A 25,880-nucleotide genomic window follows, 5' to 3' on the forward strand; every position below is an offset into this window, starting at 1 on the left:
GGACGCCATGAACCCACTGCCCGCATCGCCCGCACTGCCCGCATCGCCCGCACTGCCCGCACTGCCCGCGCTGTCGGCCGCGGAGATCATTACGGACCGGCTCCGGCTGCGCAAAGCACACGACAGCGACAGCGACCGCGACGGACTCATCGAGCTGCAGACGGATCCGCGGGTCCGGCTGTACCTCGGCGGCCCGAGGCCCCGGAGCGCTGTCGAACAGCGTCTCGACGCGATCGGCACGGCCAACGCGACCAGCAATCCGGGCACGTTCGTCATCGCCGACAGGATGACCGACCGGCTCGTCGGGACGCTCGTGCTCGACCGACGCTCCGCCTCCCTCCCCGGGCACGTCACCGCGGAGGGCGAGGAGCTCGAACTGACCTACCTGCTACGGCGCAGCGCCTGGGGCGCGGGGCTGGCGTTCGAGGCCGCCACGGCCGCGTTGCGCACCGCCGCCGCGGAGCTTCCCGACCAGCCGGTGCTGGTCGTGACCCAGACGGCCAACGAGCGTTCGCTCGCGCTGGCCGCCCGCCTCGGCTTCCGGCGCGTGAGCACCTTCCGAGCGCATGACGCGGAGCAGGCTCTCGCCGTGGCCAACCTGCATACGTTCAAGGCCTCATAGCCGTCCGCGTGCCCGAACCGGGTTCAGGGGCTCCCCGTTGCCCGGCCGGTCCGTACAAGGTTCCGTGCGGCATGCACCAGCGCGGCGTTGCCGCCGGCAGGAGAGCCGTCGGGCAGCACCAGGACGTCCTCCAGGCCGATCCGGCAGTCCAGGCCCTGCCGTGCGGCGGCCCGCAGCACCGGCCATGCTCCGCCCTCCTCCCCGTGCAGCAGCACGGGCACCGTCACCCCTTCGCCCAGCTCCTTCATCAGGTCCGCGGCCGTGGCCTCCGCCGTCCCGGGGTCGGTGTCGGTGACCTCGGCGAGCACTCTCAACACCCGGGCCGCCAGCGGCGAGGCGAGGAACGCGCGGGCCGCTCCGGTACCGGAGTAGATGCCCGCCTCGACACCGACCCCGAGGTCCAGCAGCACACCGGCCACCGTCTCGGCACCCTCCTCGTGCCAGTTGACCGACGCGTGATCGGGCAGCACCGGCCAGGAGCGGATGAGGTCGGCCCGGCGCCGCGGATCCGGGACCGTCCACGCCCCGGTGGTCACCCCGATCCGCACCTCCTTCGGCACGGCAGCACGCACCGCCGTGACCGCCTCGGCCACCAGCTCGGGAGCCAGGGAATCGTGGCCCTCGCCGTCCTTGGGGTGGAGATGGATGTCCTCGGCGCCGGCCTCGACAGCTCGTCTCGCCTCGGCGGCCAGCTCCTCGGCCGTCACCGGAAAGGCCGTTATGGGGAGGGCGCGGAACTCGGTCCGGTCGCGGGCCCCGTTCAAGCACGCTTGCAGCATGGGGAAACCCTGCCATGCGCCACTGACATTCGCCCTGGCGAGCGCCGCCCGGGTCCGCGCCCGTCCTTGTCACGGCCGGGCGTCGGGCGGTGTGGTCTCCACCAGGCGCGGGGCGGCGAAGCACCAGCGCAGCCACAGCACCGATTCGATGTCCCAGAAGGGCGCCGCGGCCAGGCCGCCGGCCACCGGGATGCGAAACCCCTGGGCGGCGACGATCGCGCGCAGGGTCATGTGCACCCCGGCGAAGTCCCGGGCGGCCTTCGTCCAGTCGGGGTAGACGTCGTCGCCGCGGACCAGCGGGTAGCGCCCGAGGAAAGCCGCCCAGTCGACCGCGCCGCCGATGCCGAGGACTTCGGCGGTGGGGTCGGTGACCGACAGCTCCCAGGTCTGCCAGGGCCGGGGGTGGAGACTCGACCCCAGGTCGAGATACATCCGCCACATGCACGGCCCGTCGCGCCGCGCCGTGGACGTGTAGAGCCCCAGGTGGAACGGCTTCGTGCTCGGCGGTTGGCCGGGATCCCCGCCGGGCGGGACGAACCGCTCCCGGTCCAGGGCGGACCGCCGGTGCGGCACCAGCTCGTGCGGGCCGGTGCCGATCCAGTGCTGTCGCGTCCGGTCGAGCGGCCCTCGGACAAGGCACTCCTGGTCACGGGCGAGCCTGCCCAGCAGCAGGCAGCTGTCGGCCATCTCGTCCGCCTCCGCCGCCTCGGACGGGGCGAGGACGGCCGGACCGCCCGCCAGGGCCGTCGTTTCGGGCTCGGTCCACCCGGTCATGACGGAGGTGAAGTGGCGCAGCCCGGCGTCCGCGCCGGCGGTCGGGTCCGCCACCGCGTCGAGCTGTGCCACGCGCCGGCGCAGGATCCGGGCAGGGGTGGGGTGCACACCGTGATCCTCCCCCGGTGGCGTCCTCCTGCAACAGGGTGCCGTCCCGTCCTTCCGGCGCCCGCGGCTCAGCAGGAGATGGGAACCTCCTGGCCGAGACCGTTGGCGGAGCCGGTCGGCGGGTTGTAGCCGGGCGGGAAGACGACCTTGAAGTACATCCAGCCCCGGTACTTGCCGGGGCTGCACCGCACGGCCGCGTTGTTCTGGGCGCCGCGGGTGTTCCTCTGCGTCCTCAGCGCCGACTGATTGACGAGCTGCCCGTTCTTGTACAGGGCCGCGCGGGTGGTGATCTCCGGCACCGCGGCCGAGCACGAGACCGTCACGACGACGTTGACGGTCCCGGGCACATGGGTGGAGTTGTGCGGGCGCTGCACCTGGCCCTGGCATCGGATCACCGCGGACGCGTCGGCGTCCGAACCAGCCTTGCCGGCTTCCACACTGCCGCCGGGGTCGTCGGCGCGCCCCTGCGGCGCAGTGGCAGGGGCGGACGGGTCACCGGCCGTTCCTCCCGCCGCGACGGGAGAGGTGCCGCCGACGAATGCCAGGGCTGCCATCGACGCGGCGGCGACCGCCGTCCTCCATGCGCGCATATCTGCTCCTCCAGGTGTGCCGGCTCCGGGATTGGGTGTGAGCACACCAAGAAGAGACTGTATAAAAGGTAATCGATTCATCACCTACGGTGACATTTGTTCGAGTGCCGATACCCCGGGGCGGCAGGACGGGCGGAGCGCCGGCTATCCGATGAGGCCGAGCCAGTGCCGGTACACCGAGGTGAAGGGTTCGACGCCGTCACCTTCGCGACGGCCGGCCTCCATCAACCAGTCGCAGGCCTGCCGGGCCTTGTCGACGACGCCGTCGGGGTAGCCGTAGCGCACCCGGTGTTCGGCGAACTCGTCCTCGTCCTCGACGTGGGCCTCGCCGCCGCGCGGCCGCACGACGTCGAGATCGAGGTCCACCGTGCGCAGGACGGTCCCGTCCGCGTCCCACTCGGGCACCGTGCACACGTCGCAGTACATCTCGGGGCCCGGGTCCGCGCAGAACGTGGCCGTCCACCACTCACCGCGCGGAACCAGCATCACGTACGCGTACCGGCTCGTCCGGCCGCCCTTGGCCGAGTCGACGGAAACCCCCCGCGGGGTGCCCAGCCACACGCCGTACCCGTCCTCACCGAGCCGGGTGGCGGTCCACCGCGCGCTGAGGGTGCCGTCGTACTTCCGGATGTCGACCAGCACGGAGGTGCTCTCTGTGGTCATGCCAAGACGGTAGCCCGGCGGAGCCCGGGTTTTCAGGACCCGGACCGCCGCACCCGGTCGAGGAACGACACGACGGTCCCGGTGAAGTGGCCGGGGTCGTCGAGCCACGGGAAGTGGCCCGCTCCCGGCTGGACGGCCACCTCGCTTCCCGGGACCGACTCCGCGACGGCGGAGGCGATCCGCGGGAGCGGGCCGCTGTCCAGTTCCCCGGCGAGGATCAGGATCCGCTCCCCCAGCGGGGCCAGGGCCGCGCGGGTCGCGGCCGGGTCGAACCCGCCTGCCGCCGCGTACACCTCCGCCGCCTCCTCGTTGCTCTGCCCCGCCTCGGCCGCGGCGTGCGCCTGCGCCTCCGCGTCCCACCTGCCGTAGAAGAAGGGCACCACGGCGTCCCAGTCGGCGTCGGTTGCCGTCCCCTCCTCCCACGCGGCCCGCCAGGAGGGGAACACCGCTTCGAACCACGGTTCGTCCGCCCGCAGCGCCGCCACCTCCATGCGGTGCTCCCCGGTGAACCGGACGCCGACGGCCCGCGCCCTGGGCGTCACCAGGACGAGGCCCCGGACGCGGTCCGGGTACCGGGCCGCGTGCAGCAGCGCCAAGTCGCCCGCCGCGGAGTGCGCCAGGGCGTCCGCCCGCTCCAGGCCGAGGTGATCCCACAGCGCCTCGACGTCCTCCACCTGCCGGTCGGGGCGGTACGTGGCCGGGTCGTCCGGCGTACCTGAGTCACCCGTGCCCCGCAGGTCCAGCTTGATCAGCCGACGGTGCTTCGCCAGTCCGCCGAGGTCGCCGAGGTAGACGGACGCCCGCATGGGCCCGCCGGGCAGGCAGAGCAGCGGCTCGCCCTCGCCGAGGGAGTGGTAGGCGAGGGTGGTTCCGTCGTGGGCTGTGAAGGTGGGCATGGGGCATCCTTGTGAGGTTGTGACGGCTGCGGCAAGCGGATTTTCTTTGCACGCAGGCCGGTTGAGCGTTCAGTGCGTCCATTGCCGCGCCCGAATCCACCACTTCGCGCCCTTCCGCGCGTACGCTCGGCAGCGGTCACTGCTGTGACCTGTGGCTTTGCCGAGCATGACCCGGCGGGCGCGCGGCAATCGGTGGATCCGGGCGCGGGGCCGCTCCCGTCACGGCCACCGTACGAACACGTACTTCCGGCGCCGCCCGTCAAAGCTCAGCACGCCGGTCCCGGTCGCGGACGCCGTCGGGCCCACCTCCGCCGGTCCGGGCACCTCGCGCCACAGCGCCCCGTACGCGGTGAAGCGGCGCACCCCGCAGCGGCAGCAGGTCGCCACCCCGCCCCGGGTGACCACCCAGGCCCCGGGCGCATGCCCGCACCCCATCAGTGCACCCACCGGTGGTGCCGGCCCATCGCCGCGATCCACTGCTGCGCCTCGGTGCGGTTCCCTGCGCGGGAGGCGGCGTAGTAGGCCTCCTTGATGCGGCGGCACTCCGCGCAGGGGGCTGGGCGGGGGGTGGGGGCCTTGGGCGGGAGGGCGGCCGAGGGCATGCGGGTACCTCTTCCGGTGGGCAATTACCTGGTGTGCTCCCAGCGTTGCGGTCCGCGAGTACGCTCAGGAAGAGGGGAGCCCATAACCCTGCGGAAGTTATGGATGGAAGGACGCCCACCGTGGCCGCCGAGACCGACTCACCGCCCGACCCCAACTCGTCGCTGCTTGCCTTCTTCGGATCCGAGCTGCGCCGCGTGCGCACGGAGGCGGGCAAGTCCCAGCGGGAGACGGCCGCGCTCGCCCACTCGACGCAGGCGATGATCTCCTACGTGGAGGCGGCGAAGAGGGTGCCGTCGGAGGATCTGGCGCGGGATCTGGACACGGGGTTCGGGACGGGTGGGCACTTCGGGCGGTTGTACCCGCTGGTGATCAAGTTCGCGTATCCGAGTTGGTTCCTGCCGTTCGTGGAACTGGAACGGGAGGCATCTTCCATGCGAGTCTTCGAGAGCCAAGTCATCCCGGGGCTGCTACAGACCGAGAGTTATGCAAGAGCCATGCTGAGTTCCGTACGGCCGGAAAACCTCGAAGACTTGGTCGCCGCGCGGATGACGCGCCGCGACCTCCTTGAGCAGGACTCCCCTCCACGCACTTGGTTCGTCATTGACGAGCAGGCACTGCTCCGGCACATCGGTGGGCCGGGTGTCATGCGGCCCCAGTTGGAAGCGCTGCTGCTGGCAGGCCGACGCCCCCGAACGGTGATCCAGGTCATCCCCCGAGCGGTGGCGTCCCACCCCGGTCTCGCAGGGCCCTTCACGGTCCTCAGCTTCGACAAAGGACAGGATGTGCTGTTCGTGGACGGTTTCTCCCAAGGCCGCATCGCTCTTGATGCAAACGAGGTGGCAGCAGCCGAACACGCATACGATCTGCTACGGGCGCTAGCCCTGTCACCGGAAGCGTCCGCCGAATTGATCAGCACCCACTTGAAGGAGCTAGGTCCGTGATCAGCTCTACCAAACTTCCCGTGCTCACATGGCGGAAGAGTAGCTACAGCACCAATGGCGGAAACTGCTTGGAGGTGGGCGACCTCCTGCGCACCGCCTGGAGTAAGTCCAGCTACAGCAGTAGCAACGGCGGGAACTGTCTTGAGGTCGGTGACCTCATACATGCTGGCTGGACGAAATCCAGTTACAGCGGGCCAAACGGCGGCCAGTGCCTGGAGTGGCAACCTTCGGCCACAGGAGCCGGCGCCGTCCCCATAAGGGACAGCAAACGGCCCGCCGGCGCAGCCCTCCTCTTCCCCGCCGCCGCATGGCGATCCTTCGTCGCCGCCGTCAACGGTGCGCGACTGGCGGACCGCTGAGGCCGCAGACAGGCCTACCGGTACGACGAGAAGCCCGGCTCGACCCCCAGGGACTTCAACCAGCGCATCTCGCCGAAGTGCACGATTTCCGTGCCGTTGGCGGCCAGCAGGTCCAGGACGTCGTCCCCGTCCGCGCCGCCGAGCGCGGTGACGACCAGGGGGATCTCGTCCGGCTTGACGGAGAGCATGTACTCGTATTCTCCCCGGCTGAGGTCCTGCCCCTCGATGTGCAGCCTGCCGTCGGCGTCAAGGCGTGCGTTCACGTACAGGCGGTTCGCCGCGTACAGGCTGACCCGTCGGTCGTTTGCGGTCATGGCAGCTCCTCACGTCGGCGGCCGATGCATCTCGTCATGCAACGGATCATGTACTGGGCACGACGGTGAGCGCGGCGCTTCCGGTTCCCGGCCGACGGGGCACGTGATCGGGTTCACGGCGGCCCTCCGCCCCCATGGGGGACGGGCAAGTGCGAGGGCGGAGGGACGGCGCGACCGGGGGGACTCGGGGGAAGCGGACTTCCGGCCATCCTCATCCGTTGACGGTGGCCCCTCAACTCCTGCGCGTGTTACCGCTGGTGCGTTGTCGGCCACTCCCGTGATCCGCGCGCCAGTCGATCCGATTCACCAACGGATGTCCCGATCGGTCAGGGATTGAGAAGCGCGGTGCAGGAGCCGCCTCTAGCCTGCTCACCATGGACATCACCATTCACACGACTTCTCTCCCGCACGACGACGCGGACGCGTCGCTCGCCTTCTACCGCGACGTCCTCGGCTTCGAGGTCCGCAGCGATGTCGGGCAGGGCAGGATGCGCTGGATCACGGTCGGCCCGCCCGGTCAGCCGGGCACGTCGATCCTTCTGGCGCCGCCTGCCGCCGATCCCGGGATCACCGAGGACGAGCGCCGCACGATCACCGAGATGATGGCCAAGGGCACCTACGGCTGGATCCTGCTGGCCACCTCGGACCTCGACGCCACGTTCGAGAAGGTGCAGGCCGGTGACACCGAGGTCGTCCAGGAGCCGACCGAGCAGCCGTACGGCGTCCGCGACTGCGCGTTCCGCGACCCCGCGGGCAACCTGATCCGGATCCAGGAGCTGCGCTGAGCTGTGCGGGTATCGGTGCGGCCGTGCGCGCCGACATCGCGACCACCCCGGCGGGCCGCTCGAAGACGTCGAGGGACAGGGAAGACGAAAGGCGAAGGGGAGAGTTCCCATGTGTAAGCCCGAATGGCGGCGTGCACGCGTCCAGGCGCAGCGTCTGGCCGACCTCGCGCGGCTGCGCCGCGTCCGCGACCGGATCGACAGGGAGTACGCGCGGCCGCTGAACGTGGAGGCGCTCGCCCGCGATGTGAACATGTCCGCCGGGCATCTGAGTCGGCAGTTCCGGGCCGCCTACGGTGAGTCGCCGTACGCGTACCTGATGACGCGTCGCATCGAACGGGCGGCGGCGCTGCTGCGGCGGGGCGACCTCAGCGTCACCGAGGTCTGCTTCGAGGTCGGCTGCGCGTCGCTGGGAACGTTCACCACCCGCTTCACCGAGCTGGTCGGCATGCCGCCCGGGGCCTTCCGGCGCCGGGCGGCGGATGCGGCGTCCGACGATGCCGAAGCCGCGGGTAGGGCCGGCGATGCGGGGCCGGCGATCAAGGTGGAGGGGATGCCGGCGTGCGTGGCGAAGCAGGTCTCAAGACCGGTCAGGAATCGAGAAGCCCCGCCGCCGCGCAGCCCCTAGCGTGATGGTCATGGCAACCAGCACACGCGCCGATGTGACAGCCGGGCCCTGGCCCGGATGTCCGGCACATATACCTCCGCAGTGCAAGGAGCAAGGCATGAAAGCGCACGTCAGCTCGATCCTCCTCGGTGTCCGGGACATGGACCGGGCCAAGCGGTTCTATACCGAGGGGCTCGGCTGGAAGATCCGGAACGACTACGGCATCTCGGTGTTCTTCGACTCGGACGGCGCCTCGCCGATCGGCTTCTACGGTCGCGAGGGTCTGGCCGGCCAGGTGGGCACGGACCCGGAAGGCAGTGGCTTCAGCGGGCTGGTTCTGACCTACGTCGTCCGCAGCGAGGCACGGGTCGACGAGATCATGGCGGAGGCCCGGAAGGCCGGCGCCACGATTCTCAAGCCCGCCGATGCTCTGCCGTGGGGCGGGTACGGCGGCACCTTCGCCGACCCGGACGGCTACGTCTGGAGCCTCGGCTACAGCGCCCAGGGAACCGACCAGCCCTACGCCGAGTAGCCGCGATCCCTTGCCTCACAGCCGTCCAGGACACGGCGACGGCCCCGGTGTGGAATGTGGGAGCGGCTATCGGAGCCGGGCGGGCAAGCACCGCCGCGAGGAGCGCTTCCTCTTCGATGCCCGTCCCCCCTGAACCCGGCTCATTCGTCTGGTGCCGCTGGTGACCTGCCCGGCCTCTGCGGGCCGGCGCGTCAGCCCGTCTCGTCCACGTCCTTCGGCACGCTCACCTTCACCGGTGCGCCGAAGTCCTTGAGGACCGTGACCCTGCGCAATCCGTCGGGCGTCCGCTGCTCCGCCCGCACGACGCGGCCCGCCTTGTTGATCCAGACGTCGCAGTCGATCCACTTCTTCTTCGTGACCGACATCTGGAGGTGCAGGAATTGGTCGGCCGGACGGACCCGTTCCAGGGTGAGGGTGCCGGAAAGCCGGTAGGCGGGCTCGCCGCCCTGCTGCTCGACGCCCTTACGGACGCTGGGGCCCATGCCCAGCAGCGTGTGCGTGTAACTGTCGACATCCTGGCTGCCGAAATCACTGACGCCGGGCGGGACCTTCCGCCACCGGCCACCGGAACCCTTGGAGCCGGGCTGGTAGAGCATGTAGTCCGCGTCGGAGGTCACGACCTCCTGGTAATCCACCGGGGACTTGCCTACGAGATGCCGTATCCGCAACGTGCCGGCCTTCGGGGCGTTGTAGTTGACCCGGCCTGTCATGGTCGACCACGGCTGACCGATGAACGTCTGGATTTCGACCTGCGCCGAGTACGGCGCCTTGTCCGCCTTGCGGACCGCATCCTCGACGTCGAACGACGGCGCGGAGTCGTCCGACCCACAGCCGCCGAGGACGGCGACGGCCGCAGCCGCCACGACGACGCCACCGGGACGGCGCATGCGCATGAGCGTTTCCCCCCACAGGAAAGACAAGGCCGTCATCCTTTCCTGGGAAACCCCCTACGGGCAACGGGATTTGGTGCCGGTGGAAGAAGACATGCGATCCCTTGGCCGAAGGCCATCCTCGGCTCAGCACCGCCGCGCCCAGGGCGCTCCCCCGCGCCGCCGACCGCGCCGCCATCACAGCGGCGGTCGCCCCGGCGCGGGGGTCACTGAGAAACGATCAGCGATGAAACGTCACTGCGCGCCGAAGACCTGCGTCCAACGGGGGCCGCCCGGCGCGTTGTTGATGCCGACACCTATCTCCTTGAAGGAGCAGTTGAGTATGTTCGCGCGGTGGCCGGAGCTGTTCATCCAGGTGTCCATCACGGAGGCGGGGGTCTGCTGCCCGTAGGCGATGTTCTCGCCGTAGGTGCTCCACCGGTAGCCGGCGGCGGTGACGCGGTCGCCGGGGCCCTTGCCGTCGGGGTTGGTGTGGTCGAAGAAGTTGCGGGCGGCCATGTCGTCGGAGTGGCCCTGGGCGGCCTGGGTGAGCTGGGAGTTGGCCCGCACGGGCGAGCAGCCGGCCTTGGCGCGCTCGGCGTTGACGAGGGCGGTGACCTGCTGCTGGAGCGATCCGCCGGGGTTGCCGGCGGCGGGGGCGGGGACCTTGGCGGACCGCTTGGCGGGGGTGCGGGAGGCGGCGCCGGACTGACGGGTCTCCTGGGAGCGGCTCTCCGCCCGGGTACTGGTCGTGGACTGCGAGCCGGAGCCGGATGCGGAGGAGGAACGTTCCTTCTTCGCCTCGCCCTTCCCGGAGGCGGACTCGGAGGCGTCGCCCTTCTTGGCGGACTTCTCCCCCTTGCCGTCCTTGCCGTCCTTGTCGGCCTTGTTCTTGGCGTCCTTCGTCGCCTTCGCGGAGGCGGACGGGCGGGCGCTCGGCGTGGGGTCCGCGGTCGTCGCCCGGTCGCCGAGCGGGGCCGCGTCCCCGCCGGTGGTGACCTTGGAGCTCGCCTCGGTCCCGGAGGACGAGTCGGAGAAGAGGTCCGAGCCGCCGATCACGGCGCCTCCGGCCACCACGGCGAGGACGGCCGCGCCGATCGCGGCCCGCTTGCCCTTCGTGCCGTGCTTCGACTTCGCCCTGGGGTTGGTCCGCTTCGCGTTCGTCACGCCGTGCTTCCCTTTCGTCGTCTTCGCTGAGTGCATCGTGTGGGTGGGTGAGGTGGGGTGTGTGGGGTGTGTGGGGTGCGTGTGGTGCATGGGGTCCGCTGTAGCGCCCGAGGTTCCCGAGGTTTCGGGACCGCCCGGTGGCGGGGCCGTCACCGCCACCGCCGACTCCGTCCGCAGCACCGTGGCGCTGCCCCACCAGCCCAGCAGCGCCCCCGCGACGGGGACGAGGCCGAAGCCGACGAGCAGCCCCTCGGCGGGGACGAGCGCCGACCAGGCCCCGTCGCAGCGGCCGCAGCCGCGCGCGTGGCGGGCGACGCGCTTGCGCCAGAGGGCGGAGGGGACGCCGTCCCAGGGGGCGACGAGCCCGGCGAGGGCGGGACAGCGCGGGGTGGCGGAGAGGGCGCGGACGACGCCGCGGGCCGTGTCGAGCCGGTCCTTGATGCGCTGGACGCGGACGGCGGTGTGCTGCGGGGTGAGGCCGAGCGCCCCGGCGACCTCGGCGCGGGTCAGCTCGCCCGCGGCCTCCAGCCACCAGAGCGAGAGCACTTCGCGCTCCCCCGCGTCGAGCCAGCGCGTGGCCTCGGCGACCTCCTTGCGCTGGCCCTCCAGGCCGAGCCGGACGATGGTGACGGCGACGAAGTCGGCCGCGGGGTCGGGTACGTCCGCGCCGGTCCCGGGCAGCCCTTCGAGGGGGGTTTCGGGGCGGCGCTCCCGCCAGTGGGTGCGTATCTGGTTGGTGGTGATCGCGACCAGCCACGAACGGAAGCCGGCCGGGTCGCGCAGTTCCCCCAGTCCGTTGATGACGCGCAGCATCGTCTCCTGGACGACGTCGTCGACGTCGGCGTGGCCGTTGAGGGCCCGTCCGACGATGTTGTAGACGAGCGGCAGGCAGTCGGCGACGAGCTCGTCCTGTGCCGCCGTGTCACCGGCCCGCGCCGCCTCGACCAGCGCAGCGTTATCGGTACTCACGCCCCACGCACCTCTCTCCGTTCGCTTCCGACACTTGGGAGACGGAGGGCTCCCGGCCGGATAACAAAAATTGCAAGATTCTTGCATCACGCCGACGGGCGCGTCGGCGGGGGCCGAATCGCGGCCTCCGCGCGAGCCTCGGCAGGAGGGTGGGGAAGGGTGCGCGCAGGAGGAAGGACGGGCAGGCCGGCTGCCCTGGCTTCGGTGCCGGTGGTGGCCGCGCTGGTGCTGACCAGCTGTGGCGGAGGGGACTCCGGTGAGGGGGCCCGGAGCGAGAAGGACACCGCCGGGGCCTACGTCGCGGCGCTCAACGCCCGAGACGTGGACGCCCTGGTGCGGCTGGGGCCCTCGGGGCACGAGGGGGCGGCGGAGGACGCCCGGCGGATCGTCGCGGAGAAGGGCGGGCGGGGGCTCAGCGTCACGTCGGTGGACGTCAGTCACGAGTTCGGGCCCGACACCGCCGACGCGGTCGTCTCGGCGACGGACGGCGGGGGAACCGTCCGGCGGGAGACCGTGACGCTGGTCCGGGACGGGGAGCGGTGGTGCGTGCCGCTCGGCCGGAAGGAGGGGGCCGCTCCCAAGCAGACGTCGGGCGTGGGGCGGTAGCGGAGGAGGGAGTTGGAGGGTGGGGGTGCGCCGGGTTCCGGTGGATCGGGGCGGTTTTTCGGCCCGACACGCCGTAGTGGGCGCCCCGATCCACCGGTTCCGCCACGGGGCGGGCAGCCGGGGTGCCCCGGTCCCTCCACCGGAGGGCTCCCCCAACGAGCTGAACAGCCTGGGACAGAGACCGGTGATGGCCCGGCTCCGGGTCCGTGTCGGCGGGACCGGCAAGTGGCCCGGCCCGCCGGGCCGCCGCACCCCCGTGGCGGCGGCCCGGTCCCGGCTCAGCGCAGCCGAGTCGAGGCGTACGCCTCGATGGCGGCCCGCTGGTATGCGGCCAGGCCCGGCGCGATCGCCTCGTACGCCGCGCGCCAGTGCTCGTTCTCCACGCAGGTACGCCCGATCGCGCGGTACTCCCCGGCGGTGGCTGCCCGGATCCGGGCCAGCGTCCGGTACTGGGTGTCGACCTCGGCCTGCACCGCGTCGGCGTCGGCGGGCAGGCCGGCGGCCAGCAGCTCGGCCAGGCGGACCAGCTGCGCCGTGCGCTCGCGCTCGTCGGCCTCGCTCTCGGCCTCGCTCATCGTGGAGGCGTGCCGTCCGGCGGCTTCGACCAGCTCCGGGAAGCCGTGCAGGACCTTCAGGCAATGGGTGGACCGGATGCCCTCGAAGAGGTTCTCCGGCCGGCTGATGGTGATCACGTCGGTGCCGTCCTTCCTGGACTGTTCCAGTTCGGCGATCGTGCGGGCGACGGTGGCGGCCAGGGCGTCGAGCCGGTCGCGCTCGGCGAGCAGCCGGCGGTGGTGGCCGCGGAGGGCGTCCAGCTCGTCGACCTGGGCGGCCAGGATCCGGCCGATGTCGGGCAGTCCCAGGCCCAGCGCCCGCAGCACGAGGATCTGCTGCAGCCGCAGCAGTTGGCGGTCCTCGTAGTAGCGGTGGCCGTTGGCCCCGGTCCGGGCCGGCGGCAGCAGGCCGATCTCGTCGTAGTGCCGCAGGGTCCGGGCCGTCACACCCGACATCCGGGCGACCTCCGCGATCGGCCAGGCCATCGCCGCCTCCCTCTCTCACATGCTTCACCGGGCCGGGATTTCCGGCTCTGTTCAGGACGGTAGGGGCTTCCGCTGCGGCAGCTTCAAGCCCCATTCCCCGCTTCTCGCGCGCCGATCGGCGGCCGCACGGGCGGTGATCACGATCGGCCTGCCTGCACACCCGTCGGCCCGCCTGCACAACCCGTCGGCCTGCCTGCGCATCCCGGCGGACTCCCTTGGAGGGAGCACCCACCCCACCCCTCACCCCCGCACCAGGAACTCCCCCACCATCCCCGGCGTCACCGCCTCCGCGAGCGCCGCCGCCTCGTCGGCCGCCATGTCCCGGACGCGGTACGCCTCTTCGCCCGCCGCGACGGCGGCCGTGGCGGTGATGACGCCGGCGCGACGGGAGAACGGGGTCCGGGTGAACGTCCAGGCGAGGACCGCGCTCCGGTCCAGGAGGACGGTGTCCTGGGTGAGGGCGCCGGATCGGATGACGAGGTGGCGGCCGCGGACGGCATGGCCGAGGGCGCGGTAGGCGCGGTCGGCGAGGACGTACGCGACGGGGGCGGCGAGCAGCAGCCAGCCGGCCGCGCAGTACAGCAGCACCGGGGTGAGCAGGGCGCCGAGCACCGCGAGGACGACGGCCGGCGGGAGGACGCCCCAGACCACCGCGCGGACCATGCGCCGCCGCCGGGCCGCCCGGGGGTGGGCGCGGAGCCCGTCCAGGTCCGGGGCCCCGCCGAGGACCCCGGCGCAGACGCGCAGCGCCTCGGAGCGCGGGGCGGGCGGGAGGAGGGTGCTGCGTTTGCGGTTCTCCTCGCGGTTGCCGAGGCCACTGGCGACGGCCCGCACCGTGGCGCCGCCGCCCGAGCGGAGCAGCAGGGGCTCGCGGAGGACGACGCCGCGCAGGCGGGAGCGTTCGAGGGAGACGGACCGGGTGGTGAACAGGCCGTGCCGGACGCGCAACGTCGTCGCGTCCGTCCATTCCAGCCGGTACCGCCACCACGTCTCGGCGTAGAGGGCGACGGCGCCGACCGAGCCCACGGCGGTGACCGCGAGGAGGGCGAGGGGGATGGTGATCCAGAGGGCGCTGTTGCCGAACTCGTCGAAGGAGCGGCGGACGAGGCCGATGCGCCAGGGCTTGATGCCCATGCCGTCGAGCGCCCGCCAGACCGCGCCGGCGACGGCGAGGACGCCGCCGAACACCCAGAAGGTGAGCGGCGCGTAGCGCAGCCAGCGGGGGTCGGCGGTGGACAGCAGCGGGTCGTCGGCGTCCACTCCGCCCGCGCGGGCGAGGAGTTCGGCCCGCAGCCGCTCCGCGTCGGGGCGGGACAGGGCGTCCAGCGACACCTCGCCGTGGCCGCCCGTGCCGGCCCGGAGGACGACGAGGCGCAGGACGCGCTGGACGGGGTTGGCGGTGAGGTCGACGTTGCGGACGCGGTGCAGGGGGACGGACGTGGTGCGCCGGAGGAGCAGGCCGGTGCGGAGTTCGAGGGCGTCGGGTGTGACGCGGTAGCGGGTGCGGTACCAGGTGACGGCACCGGCGGCGGTGAGGGCCGCGAAGACGGCGGCGATGATCCCGAGGGTGATCCACACCCGGGCGTCCGGCCTGCCGCCGGTGGCGAGGACGGCCAGGGCGAGCGAGCCGAGGGGTGCGCCGAGCCAGGAGCAGTGGGCGAGCAGGGTGCGGGGGGCGAGGCGGCGCCAGCCGCGTGCGGTGGTCATGCGGCGTCCTCCCGGACGTACCGGGCGGCCCGGCCGACGCGTTCCGCCATCCGCCGGGCGTCGTCCAGGGCCAGGCCCGAGATCTTCACCGCGCCGGCGGTGGAGGCGGTGGTGACGACGACGGTGGCGAGTCCGTAGCGGCGCTGGAGCGGGCCGATCGTGGTGTCGACGGTCTGGACCCGGGAGAGCGGGGCGATGCGGTTCCGCTGCCGGAACCAGCCGTGCGCGGTGTGGACGGCGACCTCTCCCACCTCCCAGGCGTGGACCCGGTAGCGCAGGGCGGGCATGGCCAGTTGGTAGGCGACCGCCGGGGCGACCAGGGTCACCGCGACGAGGGGGGCGAGCCAGGGCAGGGCGCCGGGGAAGAACAGGGCGGACAGCACGAGCAGCGCCGCCGCCGTCAGCAGCAGCGGGCCGCTGACGGTCAGCACCGCCTGGACCGCCCACCAGCGGCGGGCCCGGGGGGCGACGCGGTGGCGCGGCGGCCGGAGCGTGATGTGTGTGCCGGATATGCCGTGTACGCCGGCGGATGTGCCGGGTGTGCCCGGTGTGCCGGTGGTCATGAGGTGCCCCCTGAAGGCCTTTCCCGACCTTTCCAGGTCAGTCGTATTGCTACACCATGGGTAAGGTATAGCAATACGAACGACTTGCAAAACGGGAAGGTGACCGCCACAGTGCCCAAGCGCGTGGACCACGGGGAACGCCGCCGCCTGATCGCCGAGGCGCTGTGGCGCCTCGCGAGCACCCGCGGCCTGGAGGGCGTGAGCCTGCGGGACGTCGCCGCCGAGGCGGGCATCTCGCTCGGGCAGTTGCAGCACTACTTCTCGGACAAGGACGAGATGCTCGTCTTCGCCTTGGAGCACATCAACGGCCTCGCCGAGAACCGCATCCGCAACCGCATCCTGGCCCTCTCCGACGACCCCGCGCCGCGCACGGTGCTGCGCGAGTGCGCCGCCGAGATGCTGCCCCTGGACGCCGAGACCCGCACCGGCCTCCTCGTCGGCATCGCCTACTTCGTCCGGGCCCTCAACGACGAGCGCGTCCGCCGCCACGTCCAGGAGGGCCTGCCCGCACTGCGGGCCTTCTTCGCCGACCAGTTCCGGCGGGCCGTCGAACGCGGTGAGGCCGTGTCCGGCCTCGACCCCGACATGGAGGCCGTGCTGCTCATCGCCCTGACGGACGGTCTGACGTCCTCCGCCCTGCTGGACGTGATCACGCCGGAGGAGGCGATGGGCTGGGTCGACCGGCATCTGGACCGGTTGTTCACGGCGTGAGGGCGCCGGGGCGTGGGGCCCGGACGCCGGGCTCCGCTCAAGAAGCCCGGCGCGTCGCCCTGTTCCGGCCGCCCGGCCCCGGCGACAGGGCCGCCTCCAGCTCGTCGAGGGCGTCCGCCAGCAGCTCCGCGCCGCGGACCGCCACGCCCGTGTCGCCCTCCGCGGCGGTCCAGTCGGTGAGCTTCTTCCGCAGCGGGGTCCAGTCGGGCGGGCGGCGGTCGCGCACCGCCTCGACGGCGTCCGGGAGGGTGTCGCGCAGGGCGGTGGCGAACTCGCCCGCGCCCGGGGAGGGTTCGGCCCCGGCGTCCGGGAGGTGGGCCTCCATCAGCATCGTCACGCGGCCCATGGTGGCGAGCGCGGCCTCCGCCGCGCGCTCCGCGCTGCGGGAGAGGCCGCGGTGGCGGACGGGCTCCTTCTGGGCCCGCTCGGCGGTGTCCTCCCACTCCCGCCGGGCCGCGCGCGAGTCGAGCAGGGCCTCGCGGACGCGGCGGGAGCGGGGCTCGTCGGGACGGGCGTAGGCGCCGAGGACGGCGAGGCTGTACTCGCCGTTGGCGCGCAGCCACTCCGCGAGGCGGTCGCGCAGCCGGCGCGTCTCCCAGACCGGGAAGAGGGCGTAGGCGGCCATCGCCAGCAGCCCGCCCAGGAGGGTCAGCGCCACGCGGGCCTGCACGGTCTGGGACCAGCCCTCGCCGACGACCCCGAGCAGGAACACGACGTACCCGCCGATGCAGGCGGACGCCACGATGTAGCCGGTGCCGGTCAGCAGGTAGAGCAGCCCGACGCAGGCCACCGCCAGCGCCGCGCACACGTACGGGTCCGGGTGCAGCAGCGCGGTGACGGCCGCGCCGAGGAGGACGCCCACGACGGTGCCCACGAAGCGGGCGACGCCGCGCGAGTAGGTCTGCGCGAAGTCCGGCCGCATGACCATCACCGAGGCCATCGGCGCCCAGTAGCCGTGCCCGAGCGGCAGCGCGGTGCCCAGCACGTAACCGACGCTCGCCACGGCCGAGACGCGCACCGCGTGCCGGCCGATCGGGGACGACCAGCGGGCCTCGCGCCGGACCGCCCGCAGGGCGACCGGGACCAGGCGGTAGACCGTGGGCCGCAGCAGATGGCGGTACTCGCCCGACGACCGGCCGCCGGCCTTCACCGGCTCGTCGCTGCCCTCGACCGCGTCGCCGAGCAGGGCGATCAGCCGGTACGCGGAACGGCGCGCCGGGCCGCTGAGCATCGGGCCGGACTCCGGCACCTGCAGGACGTCCAGCGCCTCCGACGGCAGCCGTACCGGCCCGCCCCTGCGGACCGAGCGGGCGACCGCGTCCAGCACCGTCGCCGCGGCGCCCAGCAGGTCGCGGACGCGGTCCCGTTCGGGGCCCTCGGCGGGCGCCCCGACCACCGGGTCGGCGAGCGCCGCCAGTACCGGCCGCAGCCGCTCGGCCAGGCCGCGCGGGCCGCCCAGTTGGCGGGGGCGGCTGCGGGCCTGACGGGGTGTGAGCTCGGCCGCGCTGCGCGCCTCCATCAGCGGCTGCGGGTCGAAGTGCGCCACCGGGTCGTGCCGCAGCCTGCGCGCGTAGTCCGCCTCAGCGGCCAGCGCGTCCGCGAGCACGTCCCGTTGTCTGCCCCACGGTCTGATCGGGAGCACCACGATGAGCAGGGCCTGTACCAGGCCGCCGAAGGCGATGAGGCCGGCGTGCTCCGCCGCTCCCGCGACGGACGTCGGCAGCGTCACGGTGATCAGCATCACCGCCACGGTCTGGGTGGCGACGAGGCCCGAGACCGGGCCCACCGCCCAGGCCATGCCCGCCAGGAGGGTCCAGGCGGCCAGCAGCACGACGAACAGGACGTGGCTGGAGGCCGCCAGATAGCCCAGGAACGTGCTGACGCCCAGGCCGACCGCCACGCCCAGGGCGAGGACCGGGCGGGGGCGCCAGCTGCGCTGGAAGGTGGCGAGGCCGGCGGCGAAGGCGCCGAAGGCGGAGGAGACGGCGAGGGCGGGGCTGCCGTAGGTGAGCATGAGCGTCATGACGACGGCCACGCCGGCTGTACTGCGTACGGCTACGAGGGGTTCGAGGGTGGGGCGTTCGATGGCCAGCCCGGCGCGGGTGGTTTCTTTGAGGGCGCTCAACCAGGGCATGGCTTTGAGCTTACGTTCCGGAGGGGCCGGTTCCGGGGGTGGGTTTGCCCCGGTCCCACCCTTTCACCGTTTCTTGCGGGGGCAAGCCCCCGCACCCCCGAAAGCGGCTTCGCCGCTTGTCCTCAAACGCCGGACGGGCTACTTGTGGCTCGGGAATCCCAGATCCACCCCGCCGTCCTCCGGGTCCGGCCAGCGCGTCGTCACGACCTTCCCCCGCGTGTAGAAGTGGATGCCGTCGTTGCCGTAGATGTGGTGGTCCCCGAAGAGGGAGTCCTTCCAGCCGCCGAAGGAGTGGTAGCCCACCGGCACGGGGATCGGGACGTTCACGCCCACCATCCCGGCCTGCACCTCCAGCTGGAAGCGGCGCGCGGCACCCCCGTCGCGGGTGAAGACGGCCGTGCCGTTGCCCCACGGAGAGGCGTTGATGAGGGCCACGCCGTCCTCGTAGGTCTCCGCGCGCAGCACGCACAGCACCGGGCCGAAGATCTCGTCGCGGTAGGCGTCCGAGTCCGTGGAGACCTTGTCGAGCAGGGACAGACCGATCCAGTGGCCCTTCTCGTGACCCTCGACCGTGAAGCCGGTGCCGTCCAGAACCACCTCGGCGCCCTGCGCGGCCGCGCCCGTCACGTACGAGGCGACGCGGTCGCGGTGCTCGGCGGTGATCAGCGGGCCCATCTCGGACGTGGGGTCGGAGCCCGGGCCGATCTTGATCTTCTCGGCGCGGTCGCGGATCTTGGCAACGAGGGCGTCGGCCGTGTCCCCGACCGCCACCACCGCCGAGACGGCCATGCAGCGCTCCCCCGCCGAGCCGTAGGCGGCGGACACCGCGGCGTCGGCGGCGGCGTCGAGGTCGGCGTCGGGCAGGACGAGCATATGGTTCTTGGCGCCGCCGAGGGCCTGGACGCGCTTGCCGTGGGCGGAGGCGGTGGCGTGGATGTGGCGGGCGATGGGGGTGGAGCCGACGAAGGAGACGGCGGCGATGTCAGGGTGCTCCAGCAGCCGCTCGACCGCCACGCGGTCGCCGTTGACGACGTTGAGGACGCCGGCCGGAAGTCCGGCCTCCGCGGCGAGTTCCGCCAGCAACAGCGCCGCCGAGGGGTCCTTCTCGCTCGGCTTCAGCACGAACGTGTTGCCGCAGGCGATCGCCAGCGGGAACATCCACATCGGCACCATCGCCGGGAAGTTGAAGGGCGTGATGCCCGCCACCACGCCCAGCGGCTGCCGGATCGCCGACACGTCCACCCGGTTGGAGACCTGGGTGGAGAGCTCGCCCTTGAGCTGGGTGGTGATGCCGCAGGCGAGTTCGACGATCTCCAGGCCGCGGGCGACCTCGCCGAGCGCGTCGGCGTGCACCTTGCCGTGCTCGGCGGTGATCAGCCGGGCCAGGTCCTCGCGGCGGGCGTCGAGCAGTGCCCGGTAGGCGAAGAGGACGGACGTGCGGGCGGCGAGCGAGGAGGTGCCCCAGTCGGCGTACGCGGCCTTCGCCGCCGCCACGGCGGTGTCCACCTCCTCCGCCGACGCCAGCGCGACCCGCGTCGTCACCTCGCCCGTCGCCGGGTCGGTGACCGGGCCGTACGCGCCGGACGTGCCCTCGACGGTCCGGCCGCCGATCCAGTGGTTGACGGTCTTCATCTCTTCAGCGCCTCTCTCGCGTCAGAGGCAGCGGCGGCGGGCCGCGGCCCTGCGGTCGTACTCCTCCCGGGCCCTGACGGCGGCCGGGCGGGTCGCGGTGCGGGCGACGGGCACATCCCACCACGCCTGGGCGGGGGGCGCGCCCGGCACACTGTCGGGCGTTGCGGTCTCGACGTGGACACATGTGGGCCGGGTGGCGGCCCGGGCGGCGGCCAGCGCCTCGTCCAGTTCGCCGGCCTCGCGGACGCGGAGGACGTCCAGGCCGAGGGAGGCCGCGTTGGCGGCGAGGTCGACGGGGAGCGGGTCGCCGGTGTACGTGCCGTCGGGCGCCCGGAACCGGTAGGCGGTGCCGAAGCCCTCGGCGCCGACCGCCTCGGAGAGGCCGCCGATGGAGGCGTAGCCGTGGTTCTGGAGGATCACCACCTTGATGTCCAGGCCCTCCTGCACCGCCGTCACCAGTTCCGTCGGCATCATCAGGTACGTGCCGTCGCCGACCAGCGCCCACACCGGGCCGCGGCCCGCCAGCCGGACGCCGATCGCGGCCGGGATCTCGTAGCCCATGCAGGAGTAGCCGTACTCGACGTGGTAGTCGCCGCCGCGCGAGCGCCACAGCTTGTGCAGGTCGCCCGGGAGCGAACCCGCCGCGTTGACGAGCACGTCGGTGCCGTCGTCCGCGACGAGCCGGTCGAGCGCGCCGAGCACCTGCGTCTGGGTCGGGCGGGCGGCCGGGTCGGGGTGGGGCGCGAAGGCGCGGGTGACCGTCCGGTCCCACTCCTCCCGGCCCGCCGCGTACTCGCGCGCGTACTCCTCCGGCACCCGGTACCCGGCCAGTTCGCCCGCCAGCGCCTCCAGGCCGGCGCGCGCGTCGGCCGTCACGGCGAGGCCGGCGAGCTTGTGGGCGTCCGCGGCCGAGATGTTGAGGTTGACGAAGCGGACGCCGGGGGCGGCGAAGAGGGTGGAGGAGGCGGTGGTGAAGTCGGTGTAGCGGGTGCCGACGCCGACGACCACGTCCGCCGTGCGGGCCAGCCGGTCGGCGACGGCCGTACCGGTGTGGCCGACGCCGCCGACGTCCGTGGGCGTCGAGTGGTGCACGGCGCCCTTGCCCGCCTGGGTGAAGGCCATCGGGATGCCCGTGGCCTCCGCGAGGGACCGCAGCGCCTCCTGGGCGCCGCTGTGCCGTACGCCGCCGCCGCAGACCAGCAGCGGGCGGCGGGCCGCCCGGATCAGCTCCGCCGCCTCGGTCACGGCCGCCGGGTCGGGGGCGGGGCGGCGGACGTGCCAGACGCGGTCGGCGAAGAACTCCTCCGGCCAGTCGAACGCCTCGGTCTGAACGTCCTGCGGCAGGGCGAGGGTCACGGCGCCCGTCTCGGCCGGGTCGGCCAGCACCCGCATCGCCTGGAGCGCGGCGGGGATCAGCGCCTCCGGGCGGGTGATCCGGTCGAAATAGCGCGAGACCGGGCGGAGGCAGTCGTTCACCGACACGTCGCCCGCGCCCGGGTGTTCGAGCTGTTGCAGTACGGGGTCGGCGGGGCGGGTGGCGAAGGTGTCGCCGGGGAGCAGCAGGACGGGCAGGTGGTTGACGGTGGCGAGGGCGGCGCCGGTGACGAGGTTGGTGGCGCCGGGGCCGATGGACGTGGTGACGGCGTGCGCGGACATCCGGTCCGCCGTCCGGGCGTAGCCGACGGCCGCGTGCACCATGGCCTGTTCGTTGCGCCCCTGGTGGAACGGCATGGCGTCGCGGCCGGTCTCCAGGAGCGCCTGGCCGATCCCGGCGACGTTGCCGTGGCCGAAGATGCCCCAGCAGGCGGCGATCAGGCGCCGCCGCCGTCCGTCGCGCTCGGTGTGCTGGTGCGCCAGGAACTCCACCAGGGCCTGGGCGACGGTGAGCCGTCGGGTCATCGGGCGTCTCCCGCGGGGTAGAGCGGCAGCCGGGGGTCGGCCGGCTGCCGGGGCCAGGTGGTGCGGATCCAGGCGTGGTCGGGGTGGTCGCGGATCAGCCACTCCCGGGGGCCGGGGCCCGCCATGACGTTGAGGTAGTACATGGCGTGGCCCGGCGCGGCGACCGACGGGCCGTGCCAGCCGTCGGGGATCAGCACCGCGTCCCCGGTGCGGACCTCCGCGAGGACATCGGTTCCCCGCTCGCGGGAGGGCGACACCCGCTGGTAGCCGAGACCGGGTTCACCCCCGGGCGCCGCGGCGATCTCGAAGTAGTAGATCTCCTCCAGTTCCGACTCCTCCCCCGGCCGGTGCTCGTCGTGCTTGTGGGGCGGGTACGAGGACCAGTTGCCGCCGGGGGTGAGGACTTCGACGGCGATGAGCCGGTCGCAGTCGAACACGTCCGCCGCGGCGAAGTTGTTGACCTGCCGTGAGCAGGTGCCCGCGCCGCGCAGTTCGACGGGGACGGCGGGGGCCGGGCCGTACCGGGCGGGGAGGCGGCGCTCGCAGCGGGCACCGGCGAGGGCGAAGCGGCCCCCGGCGGGCGCGGTGACGGTGACGTGCGCGTCGCGCGGGGCGTAGGCGAAGTCCGTGACGGCGGTGAAGACGCTGTCCCTGCCGTGCAGTTCGAAGACCCCGCCGCCACTGCCACTGCCACTCCCGCCGTCGGCGACGGCGACCGTGCAGCCGCCCGCCAGCGGCAGCACGATCCATTCGCTGTCCCCGGTGGGGAAGGTGTGGGTGCCGCCGGGGGGCAGGGCGAGGACGCGGAGGGACGAGCGGTCCCATCCGGCGCGGGCGGGGCCGATGTCCACGGCGTAGGGGCCGTGGGCGGTGGTTCCGGCCGGGAGGTGGGTCATGGGGTGTGCGCTCCTTGGTCGCGAGGGGGCGTGGCCGAGGTGTTCCCGTGGGCCGGCCCGGCCCTCCGCCGTCTCCTCACAGCAGTCCCACCACCCGGTCCACCGCCCCCGCCACGTCCCCGTCCGGCGGGTACAGCAGCGCCCGTCCCACCACCATCCCCCGCACCCCGGGCAACCGCAGCACCGCGCCCCACCGTTCGTACGCCCGTTCCGCGTCCTCGGGGGCCGTTCCGGCGTCGCCGCCCAGCAGCACCACGGGCAGCGTCGTGGCCCGCAGCACCCGTTCCATGGCGCCGGCGTCCTCGGTCACCGGCACCTTGAGCCAGGTGTACGCGGAGGTGGCGCCGAGGCCGGACGCGATGGCGAGGGAGGCGGTGACGGCCTCCGCGCCCAGGTCGTTGCGGAGGAGGCCGCCGTCCCTGCGGCAGAGGAACGGCTCGACGAAGACGGGCAGCCGCTGGGCGGCCATGGCGTCGACGGCCCGGGCGGCGGACTCCAGGGTGCGCAGCGAACCCGGGTCCTCGGGGTCGATGCGCAGCAGCAGCTTGCCCGCGTCGAAGCCGCGCCGGGCCAGGTCCCCGGCGCTCGGGCCGGTGAAGCGGTCGTCCAGCTCGAAGGAGGCGCCGAGGAGCCCGCCGCGGTTCATGGACCCCATGACGACCTTGTTCTCCAGCGCGCCGAGCAGCAGCAGGTCGTCGAGGATATCGGCGGTGGCCAGCACGCCGTCCACGCCGGGCCGGGAGAGCGCGGCGCAGAGCCGTTCCAGCAGGTCGGCGCGGTCGGCCATGGCGAGGCGGCGGCCTCCGGCGTCGAGGGCGCCGCGCGCGGTGTGGTCGGCGGCGACGACCAGCAGCCGGCCGGAGGGGCCGAGCAGCGGGCGGCGGGCCCGGCGCGCGGCGGCCTCGGCGATGGCCTCCGGGTGGCGGCTGCGGACACCGGTGAGGTCGGAGATGCGCATGGTCACGACCGGCTGCCCGCCGCCGCGAGCAGCGCCTCGACCTCGTCCGGCCCGGGCATGGCCGACGAGCAGGCGAGCCGTGAGGCGACGAGCGCGCCCGCGGCGTTGGCGTAGCGGAGGACGTCCGTCAGGTCCCGGCCGGCGAGCAGCCCGTGGCAGAGGGCGCCGCCGAACGCGTCGCCCGCGCCGAGGCCGTTGAGGACCTCGACCCGCACGGGCGGCACCTCCGCGCGCCTGCCGTCGCGGTGCAGGGCGAGGACGCCGTCCGGTCCGCGCTTCACGACGGCGAGTTCGACACCGGCGTCGAGCAACGCCCGGGCGGCGGCTTCGGGTTCGCGCTCGCCGGTGGCGACCTCGCACTCGTCCGCGTTGCCGACGGCCACCGTCGCGTGCCGGAGCGCCGCCGCGTAGTGCGGGCGGGCGGCGGCCGTCGCGGCGGGGCCCGTCCGGCCGCCCGCGCCGGAGGCGCCGCCCTCGCCGCCCCAGAAGAGCGGCCGCCAGTCGAGGTCGAAGACGGTGATGCCGCGCTTCCCGCGCGCCGCGAGCGCGGCGAGCGTCGCGCCGCGGCTCGGCTCCTCGCACAGGCCCGTGCCGGTGACCCACAGGACCCGCGCGGCGCGGATCGCCGCCAGGTCCAGCTCCTCCGTACGGATCTCCAGGTCGGGCGCCTTGGGGCGGCGGTAGAAGTACAGCGGGAAGTCGTCGGGCGGGAAGATCTCGCAGAAGGTGATGGGCGTCGGGTACGCGGCCACGGGCGTCACCCAGCGGTCGTCGACGCCGAAGCGGCGGAGCTCCGCGTGCAGGTAGTCGCCGAACGGGTCGGCACCGGTGCGGCTGACCAGTGCCGCGCGGCGGCCCAGCCGGGCGGCGGCGACGGTGACGTTGGCGGCCGACCCGCCGAGGAACTTCCCGAAGGTCTCGGCCTCCGCCAGCGGCACCCCGGCCCGGAGCGGATAGAGGTCCACACCCAGCCGGCCCAGGGCGATCAGGTCGTACGGTCCGTCCGGCTCGCTCATGGCTCAGGTCTAACGGGGGCCGGCCGGGACTGTCAAGGAATTGTCCTTACATATTGACGTCATCGCCGGGTGCTTGACGTTACGTCCGTATGTCCTGTCGAAGTCTTGACACCCCTTCACCGGGCCTGGAAGCTACGGGCATCCCCCCTCGTCGAGAGGAGAGCCGCATGCTCGACCGCATCCGCATCGGTTCCGCGCCCGACTCCTGGGGCGTCTGGTTCGCCGACGATCCCGCACAGGTGCCGTGGCGGCGCTTCCTCGACGAGGTCGCCGAGGCGGGCTACGCGTGGATCGAGCTGGGCCCCTACGGCTATCTGCCCACCGATCCCGCCCGGCTGCGAGACGAGACCGAACGGCGCGGCCTCCGCGTCTCCGCCGGGACCGTCTTCACCGCCCTCCACCGCGGGCCCGCCGTCTGGGACGCCACCTGGGACCACGTCTCCCGCGTCGCCGCCCTCGCCCGCGACACCGGCGCCCGCCACCTCGTCGTCATCCCCTCCTTCTGGCGCGACGACCGCACCGCCGAGGCCGTCGAGGACCCCGAACTCACCGCCGAGCAGTGGCACCACCTCGCCGCCGGCACCGAACGGCTCGCCCGCTCGGTCCGCGACGCGTACGGGCTGGAGATCGTCGTCCATCCCCACGCCGACACCCATATCGACACCGAGGAGCACGTCGCCCGCTTCCTCGACGCGACCGATCCCTCGCTGGTGCGGCTCTGTCTGGACACCGGGCACTACGCCTACTGCGGCGGCGACAGCGTCAAGCTGATCGAGACCTACGGGGAGCGGATCGGGTACCTCCACCTCAAGCAGGTGGATCCGGATGTGCTCGCCGACGTCGTCGCCCGGGGGACGCCCTTCGGGCCTGCCGTCCGGCAGGGGGTGATGTGTGAGCCGCCGCTCGGGGTGCCCGCGCTGGAGCCCGTTCTTGCGGCGGCCTCGCGGCTCGATGCCGATCTGTTCGCCATCGTCGAGCAGGATATGTATCCGTGTGCGCCGGATGTGCCGTTGCCGATCGCTCGGCGGACGCGGGCGTTCTTGCGGTCGTGCGGGGCTTAGGCCCGCGTTGAGTTCGCCCCGGTCCCTCCCCCAGAGGGGGCACCCCCATTTCACCGCTTCTTGCGGGGGCAAGCCCCCGCAC

28 protein-coding genes are annotated in these 25,880 nt (G+C 73.1%); 9 read left to right on the forward strand and 19 right to left on the reverse strand.

The annotated features are described in order from the left end of the window. The first annotated feature begins 7 nt into the window (after positions 1–7). Positions 8–622: a GNAT family N-acetyltransferase gene (locus tag HN013_RS32950; RefSeq protein ID WP_171166277.1), complete on the forward strand. Its 615-nt coding sequence runs from the start codon at positions 8–10 to the stop codon at positions 620–622. Between the two features lie 23 nt (positions 623–645). Here HN013_RS32950 and HN013_RS12475 read toward each other — a convergent pair whose 3' ends face one another. The 7 genes from HN013_RS12475 to HN013_RS12505 all read right to left on the reverse strand — a co-directional run bounded on the left by HN013_RS12475 (position 646) and on the right by HN013_RS12505 (position 5,034). Continuing rightward, complete coding sequence (locus HN013_RS12475; RefSeq protein WP_171166156.1) at positions 646–1,401, reverse strand: 3-keto-5-aminohexanoate cleavage protein; 756 nt, start codon at positions 1,399–1,401, stop codon at positions 646–648. Between the two features lie 69 nt (positions 1,402–1,470). After that, a complete protein-coding gene (locus tag HN013_RS12480) occupies positions 1,471–2,283 on the reverse strand; it encodes a hypothetical protein (protein ID WP_171166157.1) in 813 nt (270 codons plus the stop codon). A 68-nt stretch (positions 2,284–2,351) separates the two neighbouring features. After that, positions 2,352–2,873: a hypothetical protein gene (locus HN013_RS12485; protein WP_171166158.1), complete on the reverse strand. Its 522-nt coding sequence runs from the start codon at positions 2,871–2,873 to the stop codon at positions 2,352–2,354. 144 nt (positions 2,874–3,017) lie between these two features. Continuing rightward, on the reverse strand, positions 3,018–3,536 hold the full coding sequence (locus HN013_RS12490; RefSeq protein WP_171166159.1) for a DUF402 domain-containing protein: 519 nt from the start codon (positions 3,534–3,536) through the stop codon (positions 3,018–3,020). A 32-nt stretch (positions 3,537–3,568) separates the two neighbouring features. Next, the gene (locus tag HN013_RS12495) at positions 3,569–4,432 is read right to left on the reverse strand and encodes an alpha/beta fold hydrolase (protein ID WP_171166160.1); all 864 of its coding nucleotides are present in this window, start codon (positions 4,430–4,432) and stop codon (positions 3,569–3,571) included. Positions 4,433–4,651: 219 nt separating this feature from the next. Then, the gene (locus tag HN013_RS12500; protein WP_171166161.1) at positions 4,652–4,867 is read right to left on the reverse strand and encodes a DUF6255 family natural product biosynthesis protein; all 216 of its coding nucleotides are present in this window, start codon (positions 4,865–4,867) and stop codon (positions 4,652–4,654) included. Then, the gene (locus tag HN013_RS12505; protein ID WP_171166162.1) at positions 4,867–5,034 is read right to left on the reverse strand and encodes a hypothetical protein; all 168 of its coding nucleotides are present in this window, start codon (positions 5,032–5,034) and stop codon (positions 4,867–4,869) included. The genes HN013_RS12500 and HN013_RS12505 overlap by 1 nt, the downstream gene beginning before the upstream one ends. A 120-nt stretch (positions 5,035–5,154) precedes the next feature. Between HN013_RS12505 and HN013_RS12510 the strand changes: the two genes are divergently transcribed. Beyond that, positions 5,155–5,976 carry a helix-turn-helix transcriptional regulator gene (locus HN013_RS12510; protein WP_171166163.1) on the forward strand — a complete coding sequence of 274 codons (822 nt, stop codon included), beginning with the start codon at positions 5,155–5,157 and terminating at the stop codon, positions 5,974–5,976. Next, a complete protein-coding gene (locus HN013_RS12515; RefSeq protein WP_171166164.1) occupies positions 5,973–6,335 on the forward strand; it encodes a DUF397 domain-containing protein in 363 nt (120 codons plus the stop codon). Before HN013_RS12510 ends, HN013_RS12515 begins: the two co-directional genes overlap by 4 nt. Positions 6,336–6,349: 14 nt before the next feature. On the opposite strand, the gene HN013_RS12520 is transcribed toward HN013_RS12515, so the two are convergent. Next, positions 6,350–6,649, reverse strand: a complete 300-nt coding sequence (locus HN013_RS12520) for a hypothetical protein (RefSeq protein WP_171166165.1) — start codon at positions 6,647–6,649, stop codon at positions 6,350–6,352. Between the two features lie 374 nt (positions 6,650–7,023). On the opposite strand from HN013_RS12520, the gene HN013_RS12525 reads away from it, so the two are divergent. The 3 genes from HN013_RS12525 to HN013_RS12535 all read left to right on the forward strand — a co-directional run bounded on the left by HN013_RS12525 (position 7,024) and on the right by HN013_RS12535 (position 8,570). Further along, positions 7,024–7,434: a VOC family protein gene (locus HN013_RS12525; RefSeq protein WP_171166166.1), complete on the forward strand. Its 411-nt coding sequence runs from the start codon at positions 7,024–7,026 to the stop codon at positions 7,432–7,434. A 109-nt stretch (positions 7,435–7,543) separates the two neighbouring features. Next, a complete protein-coding gene (locus tag HN013_RS12530; RefSeq protein WP_171166167.1) occupies positions 7,544–8,059 on the forward strand; it encodes a helix-turn-helix transcriptional regulator in 516 nt (171 codons plus the stop codon). 97 nt (positions 8,060–8,156) lie between these two features. Beyond that, entirely contained in the window at positions 8,157–8,570 is a 414-nt protein-coding gene (locus HN013_RS12535; RefSeq protein ID WP_171166168.1) for a VOC family protein, read from the forward strand. 191 nt (positions 8,571–8,761) lie between these two features. On the opposite strand, the gene HN013_RS12540 is transcribed toward HN013_RS12535, so the two are convergent. Next, entirely contained in the window at positions 8,762–9,457 is a 696-nt protein-coding gene (locus HN013_RS12540; protein WP_171166111.1) for a hypothetical protein, read from the reverse strand. A gap of 237 nt (positions 9,458–9,694) precedes the next feature. After that, positions 9,695–11,575, reverse strand: coding sequence for a sigma-70 family RNA polymerase sigma factor (locus tag HN013_RS12545; protein ID WP_312018586.1), 1,881 nt, complete (start codon positions 11,573–11,575; stop codon positions 9,695–9,697). 159 nt (positions 11,576–11,734) lie between these two features. Here HN013_RS12545 and HN013_RS12550 point away from each other — a divergent pair, with 159 nt between their 5' ends. Further along, positions 11,735–12,181, forward strand: coding sequence for a hypothetical protein (locus tag HN013_RS12550; RefSeq protein ID WP_171166169.1), 447 nt, complete (start codon positions 11,735–11,737; stop codon positions 12,179–12,181). Positions 12,182–12,459: 278 nt separating this feature from the next. On the opposite strand, the gene HN013_RS12555 is transcribed toward HN013_RS12550, so the two are convergent. The 3 genes from HN013_RS12555 to HN013_RS12565 all read right to left on the reverse strand — a co-directional run bounded on the left by HN013_RS12555 (position 12,460) and on the right by HN013_RS12565 (position 15,491). Further along, positions 12,460–13,221 (reverse strand): MerR family transcriptional regulator, encoded by a 762-nt coding sequence (locus HN013_RS12555; RefSeq protein ID WP_171166170.1) that lies wholly within the window; start codon positions 13,219–13,221, stop codon positions 12,460–12,462. Positions 13,222–13,461: 240 nt separating this feature from the next. Further along, on the reverse strand, positions 13,462–14,928 hold the full coding sequence (locus HN013_RS12560) for a PH domain-containing protein (protein WP_171166171.1): 1,467 nt from the start codon (positions 14,926–14,928) through the stop codon (positions 13,462–13,464). Continuing rightward, positions 14,925–15,491, reverse strand: coding sequence for a PH domain-containing protein (locus HN013_RS12565; protein ID WP_171166172.1), 567 nt, complete (start codon positions 15,489–15,491; stop codon positions 14,925–14,927). The genes HN013_RS12560 and HN013_RS12565 overlap by 4 nt, the downstream gene beginning before the upstream one ends. Positions 15,492–15,590: 99 nt before the next feature. Here HN013_RS12565 and HN013_RS12570 point away from each other — a divergent pair, with 99 nt between their 5' ends. After that, the gene (locus HN013_RS12570) at positions 15,591–16,202 is read left to right on the forward strand and encodes a TetR/AcrR family transcriptional regulator (RefSeq protein WP_312018587.1); all 612 of its coding nucleotides are present in this window, start codon (positions 15,591–15,593) and stop codon (positions 16,200–16,202) included. Positions 16,203–16,239: 37 nt separating this feature from the next. Here the strand turns inward: HN013_RS12570 and HN013_RS12575 are convergent, their stop codons facing one another. The 6 genes from HN013_RS12575 to iolC form a co-directional block, all read right to left on the reverse strand. Continuing rightward, entirely contained in the window at positions 16,240–18,336 is a 2,097-nt protein-coding gene (locus HN013_RS12575) for an FUSC family protein (RefSeq protein WP_171166173.1), read from the reverse strand. A 138-nt stretch (positions 18,337–18,474) separates the two neighbouring features. Continuing rightward, the gene (locus tag HN013_RS12580) at positions 18,475–19,968 is read right to left on the reverse strand and encodes a CoA-acylating methylmalonate-semialdehyde dehydrogenase (protein WP_171166174.1); all 1,494 of its coding nucleotides are present in this window, start codon (positions 19,966–19,968) and stop codon (positions 18,475–18,477) included. A 21-nt stretch (positions 19,969–19,989) separates the two neighbouring features. Beyond that, complete coding sequence (gene iolD / locus HN013_RS12585) at positions 19,990–21,867, reverse strand: 3D-(3,5/4)-trihydroxycyclohexane-1,2-dione acylhydrolase (decyclizing) (RefSeq protein ID WP_171166175.1); 1,878 nt, start codon at positions 21,865–21,867, stop codon at positions 19,990–19,992. Beyond that, positions 21,864–22,763, reverse strand: coding sequence for a 5-deoxy-glucuronate isomerase (iolB, locus tag HN013_RS12590; protein ID WP_171166176.1), 900 nt, complete (start codon positions 22,761–22,763; stop codon positions 21,864–21,866). Before iolB ends, iolD begins: the two co-directional genes overlap by 4 nt. A 76-nt stretch (positions 22,764–22,839) precedes the next feature. After that, positions 22,840–23,721 (reverse strand): deoxyribose-phosphate aldolase, encoded by an 882-nt coding sequence (locus HN013_RS12595; RefSeq protein ID WP_212764285.1) that lies wholly within the window; start codon positions 23,719–23,721, stop codon positions 22,840–22,842. Between the two features lie 2 nt (positions 23,722–23,723). Continuing rightward, a complete protein-coding gene (iolC, locus tag HN013_RS12600; protein ID WP_171166178.1) occupies positions 23,724–24,737 on the reverse strand; it encodes a 5-dehydro-2-deoxygluconokinase in 1,014 nt (337 codons plus the stop codon). 167 nt (positions 24,738–24,904) lie between these two features. Here iolC and HN013_RS12605 point away from each other — a divergent pair, with 167 nt between their 5' ends. Beyond that, positions 24,905–25,798, forward strand: a complete 894-nt coding sequence (locus HN013_RS12605; protein WP_171166179.1) for a sugar phosphate isomerase/epimerase — start codon at positions 24,905–24,907, stop codon at positions 25,796–25,798. Positions 25,799–25,880 lie beyond the last annotated feature (82 nt).

It is taken from the genome of Streptomyces sp. I05A-00742, from assembly GCF_013055795.1.
Lineage (GTDB): Bacteria > Actinomycetota > Actinomycetes > Streptomycetales > Streptomycetaceae > Streptomyces.